This window comes from Segatella oulorum F0390 (assembly GCF_000224615.1).
GTDB lineage: Bacteria > Bacteroidota > Bacteroidia > Bacteroidales > Bacteroidaceae > Prevotella > Prevotella oulorum.
In genome coordinates this window covers 251,589-265,108 of the sequence record NZ_JH114217.1, presented here as the reverse complement: position 1 = coordinate 265,108, position 13,520 = coordinate 251,589, and the positions used below count along the sequence as shown (strand labels likewise).

Below are 13,520 nucleotides of genomic sequence, written 5' to 3'. Positions count from 1 at the left end.
ACAATGAAAACAAAATATATTCTTTCAATAGGCATGTTGGTGGGTTCGGCCCTCACTTCATGCACCGATCTCAACGAACGGCTTTACGATAAAGTCTCGATGAATGATTATGGCAAGAACCAAAGCGAAGTGTCTACCATCGTAGGTGGTGCATACGCCACCCTGAGAGGTTATGGTTCGGGCACGCAAGAGGGCAATGGTGTGAATTGTTATCCCACGTGTGAGTATGTGTTTTTCACCACAGAATGCGCCAGTGACGAAGCATGTATCCCCACAAGAGGCACCGATTGGTATGACGGTGGGCGCTATCAGCAGTTGCAAATGCACACGTGGGACGCCAACAATACCGGCGTTTTGTCGCTTTGGCGCTACAACTTTACCGGTGTAACGAAAATCAACGGCATGATTTATCAGGTGGAACAGAGCACACTTTCGGCTGAACAGAAGAAGGTGGTTGAGGCCGAACTCCGCGGACTTCGCGCCTATTACTACTACAATCTGCTCGACAATTTCGGCAATGTGCCCATCAGCACCGACTTCACCGACAAAACTTTGCCGGCCAATTCGTCGCGAAAAGAGGTGTTCAACTTTGTCGAACAAGAGCTTAAAGCCGTGATACCTTTGTTGCCGTCGGGCATTCAATACAGCAAATTTACGCAGAATGTGGCCTACACTTTGTTGGCACGTTTATATCTCAATGCCGAGGTTTACACGGGCACACCACGCTGGCAAGACTGCTTAAATGCGTGCGACAAGGTGAAGGGATTTTCGTTAACGTCCAATTATAAGGCGTCGTTTGCCATTAAGAATGAAGACTCGCCCGAGATTATCTTTGCCATTCCCTACGACCATAAGCAAGGAACGGTGGGCAATTATTTGGCATCCATGACCTATCATTACAACCAAAAATTGGCTTTCGACCCCGCAGGAAAGTATCAATGGTGCGGCAATGGCATCTGTGCGCAGCCCGGTTTGTATTCGTCTTTCGAAGCCAACGACGTGCGACGCAACTGTTTACTCATCGGACAACAGTACAATGCAGCCACGGGTGCGCCGGTGTTGATGGACAATGGTGACCCCTTAAACTATACCGAAACGATTGGAGACTTCACCAAGGCAGCGCAAAACGAGGGCGCGCGGCTTGACAAATATGAGTGGAGCCCCAACGATCAGTGGGAAAGAGACAACGATTGGGTGCTCATGCGCTATGCAGAAGTGCTCATGATGCAGGCCGAAGCCAACTTCCGTTTGGGCTACATGCAGAACGCTCTCGATGCGATAAACGCCATCAGGCATCGTGCAGGGCTCAACGATTTGGCCACGCTCACCCTCGATGATTTAGACAAAGAGTGGCGACATGAGTTTGTTTTCGAAGGCCTTCGCCGCACCACCAACATTCGTTTTGGCGATTTCTTCAAGGCATGGTGGGCCAAACCGGCCGAGGCAGACAAGCATACGGCCCTCTTTCCCATCCCACATGACGAGTTGGCCAAGAATAGTAATTTGAAACAAAATCCTGGTTATTAGTAGTAGTTTATAGGAAATCGGGCGTGGATGGGCATGTGAAATGTCCATCCTTCGCCACATTTTTCTTGCGAAAAGGATGTTTTGGAAACGACAGAAACAGCCCAACAAAACAAAAATCATTAACATTTATGGCAAATATGAATAAATATATCGTATCTTTGTTGCTCTATTGTGGCCTGCTGACTTGGAGCGGTTGTGAAGAAAGCTATCCTTCGGCTCCTAAAAAAACAGCAGAGATTGCCGACCAAACTGCGGCAAATTATCCTGTAAAGAAGGCCAATTTGATGGGTATTTACGTGCATTTTATGCCGTGGTTTGAAACCAATACGAGCAATGGCACGCAGTGGGGCTATCATTGGACAATGAAAAATTGCAACCCCGATGTGGTGGATGCTACGGGAAAACGGCAGATAGCGTCGCACTATTACCCCCTGACAGGCCCCTATGCTTCGGGCGATGCGGCCATTTTAGACTATCAATGTCTGCTCATGAAATATGCCGGTGTAGACGGTGTGATGGTCGATTGGTATGGGGTGAACAGCGATAATGCGGTGGCTAAGCATAAAAGCAACACCGAAGCCTTGGCAAAAGCCATTGCAAGGGCGGGACTGAAGCTGGCCATTGTCTATGAAGACCGTGCGCTTGATGGCACGAAAGACTACATGGAACAGATGCGCGAGGATTTGCGTTACCTGTCGAAAACGTTCTTCCACCGCGACTATTATGTGAAAATCGATGGCAAACCGCTGCTGATGATCTTCGGTCCGGTGCAGGTAAAACGTGGAAAAGACTGGTACAGAGCCTTTGCTATTTTAAAAGATAAGCCCGTGTTTCTGTGTCTGAACGGTCATGCGCAATATGCTAACAATGGCGGCTACACCAATAGTGAGGGCGAATATACGTGGGTAAATCCGGCACCCGACTACTCGGTGGCGCAGCATTTTAAATATTATATCGGTGGGGCGATGCCCGGTTTCCACGACTATTATCAGGAAGGAGGTGCGGGAACGGGCTACACCACCTACGATGCTGAGAACGGAGCGCTCTTCAATCGTCAGCTCAATGCGGCTAAATCGGCCGGGCTGAAATGGCTGCAAGTGAGCACATGGAACGATTATGGTGAAGGAACAACCATCGAACCCACGCGCGAATATGGTTATAAATACCTCGTAGCGCTGCAAAAATTTGCCGGCGTTGCCTATCAAGAAGCCGATTTAGCACTGATTTATCGCTGGTATGAACTGCGTCGAAGCAAACCCAACGACCCGCGTGTGCAGGCGGCTTATCAAGCACTTGCGCGCTTGGAAGTAGACAAAGCACGCGAGATTTTAAAGTAGAAGGAAGATGAAATTATTCAAATTACTCTTTTTGTCGGTTGCCTTGGCACTGGTTAGTGTAGCGAGTGGCAAGACGATGGCAAAGGTATCATCGCCCGATGGCACCCTCATCTTAACCGCAGGGATTAATCCTCACGGGCAACCCTATTATGAATTGCAGCGTGGCAAACGCCTGCTCATCCGGCCATCGCTGTTGGGTTTGCAGCTCAAGGATGGTGCGTTGGACGAAGATTTTCGCGTTCTTGGCTTCACACGTGCCACGAAAGATGAGACATGGCAGCAGCCTTGGGGCGAAGAGACCAGCGTGTGCAACCATTATAACGAGCTGACTATGCAGCTCAAGCAGCGCGCCGGACAAGGCCGTTTGCTCACCATTGTCTTCCGCATTTTCAACGATGGCATCGGTTTTCGCTATGTTTTCCCGCGTCAACCGCAGCTCACCAACTTCGTTATCATGAACGAAGAGACGCAGTTTGCCTTTCCTTTTGATGCGCAAACCTGGTCGATTCCCACCGAAGGCACCCATTATTATGAAGCCTTGTGGACGGCATCGCCGCTCAGTAAGAAGCCAATGGTGTCGACACCCATCACGATGGAGGTGGACGATAGCCTCTATATGGTGGTGCATGAAGCCAATCTCACCGACTATGCCGCGCTCAATCTTCAGCCTATCGCAAGTCAACAAGGCGGCGTCACGGTGCAATCGAAGCTCGTTCCCTGGCAAAATGGTGCCTTGGTCTATGCCAAAGCGCCCTTTGTTTCGCCCTGGCGCACGGTGATTGTGGCGCGCAATTTGGCCGAAGTGGCCGCATCCCGGCTCATGTTAAACCTCAATGAGCCTTGCAAAATCGGCGACACTTCGTGGTTGGAGACGGGAAAATATGTCGGTATTTGGTGGGGCATGCACATGAACACCATGACATGGTCGCAAGGAAACAAGCATGGAGCAACCACCGAAAACACCAAGAAATATATCGATTTTGCCGCACGCCACGACATGAAAGGTGTGCTGGTTGAAGGTTGGAACTATGGTTGGGATGGTGATTGGGGCAAAGAAGGCGACAAATTCTCGTTCACTAAGCCCTATCCCGACTACGATTTTGCCGGCCTGCAACACTATGCTTTGTCGAAAGGTGTGCGCCTCGTGGCTCACAATGAGACGGGAGGTGCGGCCAAAAACTATGAGCAACAACTCGACAGTGCCTTTGCCTTGTATCAGCGCATGGGCATCAAAGTGGTGAAGACTGGCTATGTAAACGATTGGCTCGACAACGCAGAATTACAGCATTCGCAGTATGGTGTGCGCCACTATCGTAAGGTGATTGAGACGGCAGCCAAGCATCATCTCATGATTATCAACCACGAACCTGTGATGCCTACCGGCCTGCAACGCACCTATCCCAACCTGGTTTCGGGCGAAGGCGCGCGCGGACAGGAGTATAATGCGTGGTCGGCCGATGGCGGAAATCCCCCTTCTCATCTCTGCATCCTGCCCTTTACGCGCATCCTTGCCGGCCCACTTGACTTCACTCCCGGCATCTTTCGCATCGAAGGGCGTGTGCATCCGCAAACCCATCCACAAACCACTTTGGCCAAACAGCTTGCGGCTTATGTGGTGATTTATGCGCCATGGCAGATGGCGGCCGACGAAATTGAGAACTATCAAGGGCAACCTGCCTTCAAATTCATTGAGGAAGTGCCCACCAACTGGCAGCAATCGCGTGTGTTGATGGCTAAATTGGGGCAATATGTGGTCACAGCTCGTAAAGATCGCGACAGCGAAAACTGGTATGTTGGCGGCATGACCAACGAGCAAGCGCGCGACCTCACGCTGCATTTCAATTTCCTCGACAAGGGCATGCGCTACAAAGCCATCATCTATCGCGATGGAGACGGCGCCACTTATCAAGGCAACCCCTACCCCTTAGCCATCGATCAGCAGCTCGTTTCCACCGAAACACTCCTGCCTATTCATTTGGCAAAGGGCGGCGGATTTGCCATTCAGCTCATCAAGCAATAACGCATTTTCACACACGGCCACACCACTTTCGCTCAGGCTACACGGGTAGCGCATGAAAATACATCATAGTCGGCGAGAGCATGTGGGCAGAAAGTAGGGACGCACCCGTGGTCTTGAAATCTGCATGTGGCCGTTTTTTCCCTTTCCTTGTGCGCACAACAACTCCTTTCTTTTGTGTGTAGGGGTGGATTTCGTAGGATTTCCGGCGATAAAAGATGTGGAATGTTGGAATAGTAACGCTATCTTTGCAACATAGAATACACGGAGGATTTTAACGTATGGCACAACCGATTAAGGAAACCCCGATACTCTTTGGCAAAGATGCGAAAGCGTTTGAACAGCGCATGAGAAGGCGTAGGCAAGAAACGCCCGAGCAAAAAGCTGAGCGTTTGGCCGACTATCACGTAGCTTTGCGCATGATGACACTGTGATTTGACAATGAATCATGGCCAAAGAGCATTTAAAATGAGTTCTATCTGCACGTTAAGCCACCATCAGGGATTAATGAAAGGCGTGGGCAGCTAAGCACATGCTGCTCGCAAAACCGATGAACAGCACCACGATGGCTTGTGCATCCCACCGCTTTAAGAAGCAATAGGCACCGGCATAGCTGCTCGCTTGTATCAGCAAGGCTTGCACAATGGCGTAGGGGATCGGCCCTATATTGACCAAGTTTCCGAGACTTGGACGAAATTCAACGCCGTTAACGATGGTGATGAGCAATCCTATGGCCAAGGGATAGAGTGCCAACAGCCGCTTCTTCAGGGCGACATGGCGAAACAGGATGAGATAGACCACGAGCAAGGCGAGGTGGACGATGGCGAAAATATAAGATGTTTCCATTTGAATCAAGTTCGTTTAAAAGGTGGAACTCATGTGCTTCAACCGCCGTTTTCCTTATTGCATGAGGAGCGCTGTGCCCATGAGTAGGAAGAAGAAATTACAACAAATCAAGACCATTGCATTGCTCGTGCACTGACGGCGATAGCAAAGTGCGGCCGAGAATGCACCTGAAAGGGTGATGGCATTGAGAAACAAATAGGGTATGAAAAGCCCGAAACGAAAGGCAAATAGCAGAGACTCGCCATCAAAAATGCCACAGACGAGCAACATGGGCAACTGAAGGAGCAACGGACTCAGCGCGGCAAGCTGTTCCTTTGGGGGAAGATGGCGGAAAATCCACAAGAAAAGACCTAACGGAAGGAGGTCGACGACGAGAAAAAAATATATCAATTCCATGTGAGCATACATAAAAGTTAGGGATACAAACCTATCCAAAATTCCATCACATGGTGCTCTTTACCCCTTAAAAATAACTTTTTTTCACATGTATATGCCCACCCATGTGCTTCCATGGGTATCATGGTGTTCATGAAGGAGTAGCGTTGTTGCACGCCTGAAGTGCACCGTCCATCGCCCATGCAGGGCACATTGAGGAATCTTGTGACGGCAATGTAAAATAGTGGTGTGTGCCCTTGTTTTAACATCGCGAGTGAAAGAGCATAGATAAGCAGCGGGTTAGATGATGAATAATAAGTAAAAAAGGATGAAAGGAAGAAGCAAAAACTTCAAGAAAAAGCACTATCTTTGTTGTCATGAATGAAGACAAACCGACAAAACAGGTCGAAAGTAAGATTATTGTTATTCGAGATACGCAGGTTATCCTTGATAGAGACGTTGCGGAACTGTATGGTGTGGAGACAAGAGTCGTCAATCAAGCCGTAAAACGTAATGGCGAACGATTTCCGGAAGGGTATATATTACAGCTCACACCGGATGAATATGCAAACTTGAAATCACAATTTGTGACATCAAATTGGGGTGGTGTTCGTAAGATGCCAAACGCTTTTACGGAAAAAGGATTGTATATGTTGGCGACAGTTCTGCGCTCTCCCGTTGCAATAGAAACCACCATTGCCATCATCGAGACGTTTACCAAGCTCAGGCAATTAGCAAGAGCCATGCAACAGACAAACGAAGACATCGCAAACGGCGGTGAACTGCCGACGGCTAAAGAGCAAAAGGCCTTTAAAAGCCTCATGAATGAAGTCTTTACCGACCCCATGCCGATTAAAGTTCAGCGGATGACCTTTGGCGTAAACCTTGGGTTCTTTAAATGGGAGTTGGAGACTACGCGCGAGCAAAAGGGATAAACGACTCTCCACTTCCTTGCTCCTGTCCGTTCGCTTTGGTCGCATACACCCCCTCATCTGCTGCGAAGCCTGTGATTTTGGCTGAATGATATCCAGCCGTGTTGCGCAGCTCAAGCCCTTTCTATCCCTTTTCCTTTCTCTTGAATCACCACAGAAATCAACGCTACTTTCACCTATATATAAAATAGGTGTAGCGCGTGTGCGACGAAATATGCACCACTTTGCACGCCTTATCCGTTGCGATTAATGGATCATCTGCGTTGATTTCTGTTGCAATTCAACGCCCTATGCGTCGTGTTTCGCGGCTTGCACCTGGCGCATCACGCGCAACCAGTTCTCGCCCCAAATCTTTTTGATGTCGGCTTTCGAGAACCGTTGCCGCAAAAGGGCGGTGGTGAAGTTGATGAGTTCCGACGCATCGGCCAGCCCTTTGATGCCGCCATCGCCGTCGAAATCGGTGCCAAGGCCCACGTGGTCGATGCCCATCACGTCGATAGCATGGTTCAAATGGGCCATGGCATCGCGGATGTCGGCCTCACCTTCCTTGCGCAAAAAGCCGTGATAGAGCGTGATTTGCGCTACACCTCCCGCCTGAGCGAGCGCCTTTAACTGCGCGTCGGTGAGGTTACGCGGCACATCGCACAGCGCTTTACAGTTGCTGTGGCTGCACACAATGGGCGTTTGGCTGATGGAAAGAGCATCGAAGAAACTCGTTTCGGCACCGTGACTGAGGTCGACCATCACGCCTAATCGGTTCATTTCGCCTATCACCTGCTCGCCAAAAGCACTCACACCGCCATGCGTTTGCGTGCCTCTTGCACTGTCGCAAATCGCGTTGTCGCCGTTGTGACACAGCGTGATATAAACGATTCCGCGTTGCGCAAAGTGGGCAATGTTGCGAATATCGTCTTCAATAGCCAGCCCGTTTTCAATGCCGAGCATGATGCTTTTCTTGCCCATCGCCTTGTTTTCGTAGAGCTGTTGGGGCGTCCTGGCCAAGGCAACATAGTCACTCTCGTGCGCCACGATGGCCTCTATCTGGTCGAAAATGCTGTCGGCATACTGGCGAGGCGACATGCCTTCGGGCAGTTCTCCGGGCTTAGGATGCTGCGGAAGATAGGCCACCATGGTCACGGCGTCTTGCTTTCCGTCGGTCATCTTGTGCAGATCGTAGAGCACCTTGGGGTCTCTTTGCTCAAAATGCACGCCCTGTGGGAAGAACATCGGCGTGTCACAATGGCTGTCAAGCGTGAGGATTTCGCGGTGAAGTGCCTTGGCAGCCTTGAACTCCCGGCTGCGTTGCGTGAGCCATTCAAACAGTTTCAGTCCCTCGTCGCCCATCCATTCGGGATGCCATTGCACGCCCATGAGCGCCTTTTGCTCGGTGCTTTCCACCGCTTCAATCACACCATCGGGTGCCGTGGCTACGACATGGAGATGCGAACCGCAGTCTTTCACCGCTTGATGGTGAAAACTATTGACAAAAGTTTCCTGTCCATAAAGGCCATATAGGGTACTGCCTTCGGTGATGGTCACGCTGTGTGTGGCCTCCGAACGCGGTGCGTCCTGACTGTGTTTGAGGTGCGTTTTGAGGTCTTGCACCAAGTTTCCGCCCAAGGCAATGGCCATGGTTTGCACGCCACGACAGATGCCTAAGATGGGAATCTGGCGGTTGAAGGCCAAACGAGTGAGCAGCAGTTCGGGCAAATCGCGTGTGGAATTGATGGTATGCAGCTCTTTTTCAGGCTGTTCGCCATACCATAATGGGTTGTAATCGGCACCGCCCGTGAGCACCAATCCGTCGATTCCTTCGAGCATGTTAATCAACACTTCGGCATCATCCACTGGCGGAAGCACCATGGGAACGCCGCCTGCACGCACAATCTGATCGCAATATACGCGCCGAAGCGCGAGGTCGATGTCGGCCGTATTGGCCGAAATGCCAATCAAAGGGCGCGGCTTGGCCTCGGGAAAATGGTCATAGATGGCATCGAGCTGCGCCTGAAGCTGAAAGGATTTGTTCATGTCTCGAATGTTTATGAAAAAATATTACTTTCCGTTCTCCATGTGAATGGGGAGTTCACGCTGTATGCTTGCCTCCAAATTCACGAGCGTTTCGGTAGAAACTACGCCCGCAATGGCTTGCACCTGCGTGTTGAGTAGTGCCATGAGGTGGGCATTGTCGCGCGCATAGAGCTTCAATAGCATGGCGTAACGGCCTGTGACGCAGTGACATTCTACCACCTCTGGAATGGCTTTTAGGCCTTCAACCACCTGATGATAGAGCTTTCCATGCTCCAAATGCACGCCCACATAGGCATAAAGCGGATAGCCCAAACGGGTGGGATTGATGTCGAAACCGCTGCCCATAAACACGTTGTTGTCGATGAGACGCTGCACACGTTGATGCACAGCAGCACGCGAAACACCACATCTTGCTGCAATTTCCTTGAAAGGAACGCGCGCATTATCTGATAAAATACGTAAAATCTTACGGTCGAGTTGATCTATTTTTTCCATTTTTTTCTCTTCCTCTTGTTTCATGTTGTTTATTTTTTCCATTCTTTGGGGCACATTCGTATGGCACCCAGCCCTTATTTTTAGGGCAAAGCCATGCACCTATGCTGGGTTATTGGCCATCTTTCGGCACGCTGGCTCTTCCTTTTTTGAAAACCTTATGGGCCTTATCGTGCTTTCAAAAAGAAAGGAAAAGTTACGCAATGAACGGCCTTGTTGTTGCGAAGCGTAGGTTTTGAAATGCGCCTTAAGCAGAGCAAATGTAAGGATTATAATTGAATTATGCAATAAAAAACAACGTTTATGTACTTTTTAAGCACTTTTTTCCACGAAAAAGGCAATGATGATTCCTGAAAAGGGTTGTGCATGAGTAGAAATCTATCGCGTTTTTGTTTTTAAAACATGCGTAACTGTTTCTCCATCTCTGTGCCTTTCCCTCGAAAAATGTGTTGTTTTTGCACGTTGAACCCTCGAAAAATGTGTAAAAACAGTGTGATTATCCCTCGAAAAAGGTGTAAATTTGCAGAAAAGAATAGTTTGGAATGGAACGAAAAGCCTTTCAGTTATTAGCGCAATGGAAAGCGAATGAGCAGCGCAAACCCTTGATTTTGTTGGGCGCACGCCAAGTGGGAAAGACTTGGTTGATGCGTGAGTTTGGTCGCCGGTGCTATTCATCGGTGGCCTATATCAACTGTGATGCCGAACCTTTGGCGCGCAGTCTGTTTGAAGCCGACTACAATCTGCCACGTATGTTGCTGACAATTCAGGCCATCACAGGTGTTTATCCCGAGCCACATCATACGCTGATTATTTTCGATGAGCTGCAGGAAGCACCTCGTGGGCTACATAGTTTGAAATATTTTCAAGAGCAAGCACCCGACTATCATGTGGTGGCGGCGGGTTCGTTGCTGGGCATTACGCTCCAGCAAGGGTATTCTTTTCCTGTGGGGAAGGTGGATATGCTCACGCTCCATCCCATGGATTTCGAAGAATTTCTCATGGCACAAGACGAGGAAGGCTTGCTTCGTCTGCTGCAACAAGGCGATTGGTCTGTGGTCAATGGTGTGGCATCGAAGCTGATGGAGCACTTGCGTTATTACTATTATGTGGGAGGAATGCCCGAAGTGGTTGCTGCTTTCACGCAGCAGCACGATTTAATGGTCGTTCGTCAGTTGCAAGAAAACCTCCTCAATGCCTATCGTAATGACATTTCGAAGCATTGTTCTAAGGCTGAGAGTGTGCGCATTGGGCAGGTGTTAGACAGCTTACCCTCGCAGTTGGCCAAGGAAAACAAGAAATTTCTCTATGGCGTTATTCGGCAAGGGGCGCGTGCACGCGAGTATGAGTTGGCTATTCAGTGGCTCATTGATGCAGGGATTGTGCAAAAGGTGAGCCGTGTGAAGGAAGTGCATGCACCGTTAAAATTTTATGAAGATCTCACTGCTTTCAAGCTCTTTCTGCTCGATTGTGGTCTTTTTGCTTGCATGGCAGGCGCGCCTGTGCAGCAGATGATTGTCAACAATGATGTTTTTAAGGAATTTAAGGGTGCTTTCACCGAGCAGTTTGTACTGCAACAGCTCACGGCATTGGGGCTACAACCTTATTATTGGAGCAGCACTTCGACACCGGCCGAGATTGATTTTGTGGTGCAAACGCCTCTGCGAACGATACCTATAGAGGTGAAAGCGGAAGAGAATGTGCGTGCAAAATCGTTGAAAACCTATGTTGAGAGGCATCCCGAATACGGGCTTAAAGGCCTGCGCATCAGTATGCTTGGCTATGAAAATCAAACGTGGATGGAGAATATTCCGCTCTATGGCATTCAGAAATATTTTGCGTCGTGCGTACCCCAAGCGCCCTTTTTACCCCGCAAAGCGTGTGAGTAGCGTTGCCATGCCGGTGGTGATCGGAGGGTAGAGACGTGGGAATGGGGCTATGCGGCGGTGCAGAGATAGTGGGTGTAGAGCGCAAAGTTCCAGCAAAAGAGAAAGAGGGTGAGGACCAAAAGGAGCGTGCGGAGCAGACGATGCCAGCGACGCTGCGTGGCCGTTTGGCGCAACAGGTAGGCGTAGGCGATGGGAATGACGAAGAGCCAATGGGCACCCATGATGTAAACCTCGTTCAGCCCGAAGCCCAAGCCCATGTGGATGACCATGTCGAATGCCCAAAACGAGAGGGCAAGCCACAGCAGACGGTGGCGCCGACCCGCCCAAATGCCCCACAGAAACAGCAGTGCTACGAGCCCTTCGACCACGTAGTTGAGGGCGTAACGATAGGGCACAAAGAGCGGACGGGCGCGCAACGTGTCTTGCAAGAGGTGGTCTTCGTGCAGCTGAATCGACTCACCCATGAGATTGTCCACCGTCGACTGCCAGCGCGAAGTGGTGCCGTCGGTCCACTGGGTGAATTCACCTTTGCCCATGGGTTGCCCCTTGTGGCGGTTCCAAGGCTGCTTGTGGTCAGCCACATATTGCTGGTGTGCCTGCCGTTTGATGGCCTGTTGAATGGCGCGTTTGATGGCCGTGGTATCGGTGAGATGCGTGGTATCGCGCACGGCCTGTGCAATTTTGGCATGCGCAGCAGCCACCTCGGCCTTGCGTTTTTGGTTTTTGATGTATTGCGAGGGGCGTTCATAATGGTTCCATTCCATGCGTGCCGCGCCCCACATCAGCAGTGATGGCAGCACAATGGCTAGGAAGAGGTTGGCCGGACGCCAGAATTTTCGGCCGTTGACCCACGCATTGGCCATGAAAATCTTGATGCCGTTGTTGAGCGAGATGCCCGCCGTGACGATGAAAAACAAGATGGTTTGCCACTTGGTGAACGGCTGTCCCTGCTGCATTTTGCGCCCCGCCACCCACAACGTGAGCAGCAACATGAACATCGAAAAGCAGAAATGGTCGGGCACACTCACCGAAACCATGACATAGGCCATGCTCATGAAAAAAGCCGACAGCAGTGAAGCGTCGAGGCGTTGCACACCGATAACTTGCACCATGAGGCGATAGAGGAACAGGATGCTGTAGAAAGCGCAGAACACCAGCATGCAGCCCACGATGAAAGGTACCATGTTGAGCCCCGTGATGGCCATGAGTGCTTGGTTGAGTTGTGCAGCAGGAAACATGAAAAATGCCAACAACGGGTGACGATAAATGTTGTAAGCCTGTTCCCATTGCGACACCACGGCGTAGCTCAGTGGGTCGAATCCCGAGATGTGGAACGTGCGAACGAACAGCTGATGATAGGCTTCGCCCACCTTAGTATATTGGGAAGCATAGCGGAGGATGACCAAAAGGTTGAGCACCACGGCATAGAGTGCCGCGGCGAGCGCCATCCCTCGTTCGTCTTTCTTGATGCGGAAAATGCCAAAAATATGTTTCATCTTGCCTTTGTTGGCCTGCAAAATTAAGAAAAAGAACCGAGAAACGGCTTTATTTCTCGATGAGACACACGGCATAGGCCGACATACCTTCCTCGCGACCCGTGAACCCTAAGTGCTCGGTGGTGGTGGCTTTGATGGAGATTTGGTCTTCGTCGATGCCCATCACCTGCGCCAAACACGCACGCATGGCCGGCACATGGGGATTGATTTTGGGTCGTTCAGCGCAAAGGGTCGCGTCGATGTTGCCAATGTGGTAGCCCTTTTCGGCCAGCAGGTCGACGACACCTTTGAGGATGATTTTGCTATCCATGTTGAGCGTTTTGTCGCTCGTGTCGGGAAAATGATAGCCGATGTCGCGCAGATTGGCTGCGCCAAGGAGGGCGTCGCTGATGGCATGTGTGAGCACATCGGCGTCGCTATGGCCCTGCAAACCCATGCTATGCGGAATTTTGATGCCGCCCAACCACAGGTTGCGGCCTTCAACTAACTGGTGGACATCGAAGCCCATTCCTACTCTTATCATATTGGTTGATTTTGAATGTCGATGAAATTGCACGCCAATCTGCACGAGATTGTGCGGAAAA

At 50.4% G+C, this 13,520-nt stretch carries 12 protein-coding genes; 6 read left to right on the top strand and 6 right to left on the bottom strand.

The features are described from left to right. Window positions 1–3 precede the first annotated feature (3 nt). The 4 genes from HMPREF9431_RS10295 to HMPREF9431_RS13285 all read left to right on the top strand — a co-directional run bounded on the left by HMPREF9431_RS10295 (window position 4) and on the right by HMPREF9431_RS13285 (window position 5,315). On the top strand, window positions 4–1,527 hold the full coding sequence (locus tag HMPREF9431_RS10295) for a RagB/SusD family nutrient uptake outer membrane protein (protein WP_004381227.1): 1,524 nt from the start codon (window positions 4–6) through the stop codon (window positions 1,525–1,527). A gap of 128 nt (window positions 1,528–1,655) precedes the next feature. Further along, entirely contained in the window at window positions 1,656–2,864 is a 1,209-nt protein-coding gene (locus HMPREF9431_RS10290) for a glycoside hydrolase family 71/99-like protein (RefSeq protein WP_004381226.1), read from the top strand. A 7-nt stretch (window positions 2,865–2,871) separates the two neighbouring features. Beyond that, window positions 2,872–4,884, top strand: a complete 2,013-nt coding sequence (locus tag HMPREF9431_RS10285; protein WP_004381225.1) for a glycoside hydrolase family 97 protein — start codon at window positions 2,872–2,874, stop codon at window positions 4,882–4,884. 278 nt (window positions 4,885–5,162) lie between these two features. Continuing rightward, entirely contained in the window at window positions 5,163–5,315 is a 153-nt protein-coding gene (locus tag HMPREF9431_RS13285; protein ID WP_004381224.1) for a hypothetical protein, read from the top strand. 70 nt (window positions 5,316–5,385) lie between these two features. Here HMPREF9431_RS13285 and HMPREF9431_RS10280 read toward each other — a convergent pair whose 3' ends face one another. Both HMPREF9431_RS10280 and HMPREF9431_RS10275 read right to left on the bottom strand, forming a co-directional pair. Further along, complete coding sequence (locus HMPREF9431_RS10280) at window positions 5,386–5,727, bottom strand: hypothetical protein (protein WP_004381223.1); 342 nt, start codon at window positions 5,725–5,727, stop codon at window positions 5,386–5,388. 54 nt (window positions 5,728–5,781) lie between these two features. Beyond that, window positions 5,782–6,123, bottom strand: coding sequence for a hypothetical protein (locus HMPREF9431_RS10275; protein WP_155813018.1), 342 nt, complete (start codon window positions 6,121–6,123; stop codon window positions 5,782–5,784). Window positions 6,124–6,479: 356 nt separating this feature from the next. Here HMPREF9431_RS10275 and HMPREF9431_RS10265 point away from each other — a divergent pair, with 356 nt between their 5' ends. Next, the gene (locus HMPREF9431_RS10265; protein WP_004381221.1) at window positions 6,480–7,037 is read left to right on the top strand and encodes an ORF6N domain-containing protein; all 558 of its coding nucleotides are present in this window, start codon (window positions 6,480–6,482) and stop codon (window positions 7,035–7,037) included. A gap of 285 nt (window positions 7,038–7,322) precedes the next feature. On the opposite strand, the gene HMPREF9431_RS10260 is transcribed toward HMPREF9431_RS10265, so the two are convergent. After that, the gene (locus tag HMPREF9431_RS10260) at window positions 7,323–9,062 is read right to left on the bottom strand and encodes a fused gamma-glutamyl-gamma-aminobutyrate hydrolase/peptidase (RefSeq protein ID WP_004381220.1); all 1,740 of its coding nucleotides are present in this window, start codon (window positions 9,060–9,062) and stop codon (window positions 7,323–7,325) included. Between the two features lie 24 nt (window positions 9,063–9,086). Further along, entirely contained in the window at window positions 9,087–9,557 is a 471-nt protein-coding gene (locus tag HMPREF9431_RS10255) for an Lrp/AsnC family transcriptional regulator (protein WP_025069873.1), read from the bottom strand. 539 nt (window positions 9,558–10,096) lie between these two features. On the opposite strand from HMPREF9431_RS10255, the gene HMPREF9431_RS10250 reads away from it, so the two are divergent. Next, on the top strand, window positions 10,097–11,440 hold the full coding sequence (locus HMPREF9431_RS10250; protein WP_004381218.1) for an ATP-binding protein: 1,344 nt from the start codon (window positions 10,097–10,099) through the stop codon (window positions 11,438–11,440). A 47-nt stretch (window positions 11,441–11,487) separates the two neighbouring features. On the opposite strand, the gene HMPREF9431_RS10245 is transcribed toward HMPREF9431_RS10250, so the two are convergent. Both HMPREF9431_RS10245 and ispF read right to left on the bottom strand, forming a co-directional pair. Further along, window positions 11,488–12,936 (bottom strand): DUF6080 domain-containing protein, encoded by a 1,449-nt coding sequence (locus HMPREF9431_RS10245; protein WP_004381217.1) that lies wholly within the window; start codon window positions 12,934–12,936, stop codon window positions 11,488–11,490. Between the two features lie 49 nt (window positions 12,937–12,985). Next, window positions 12,986–13,459: a 2-C-methyl-D-erythritol 2,4-cyclodiphosphate synthase gene (gene ispF, locus HMPREF9431_RS10240; protein WP_040561675.1), complete on the bottom strand. Its 474-nt coding sequence runs from the start codon at window positions 13,457–13,459 to the stop codon at window positions 12,986–12,988. Between the last annotated feature and the right edge of the window lie 61 nt (window positions 13,460–13,520).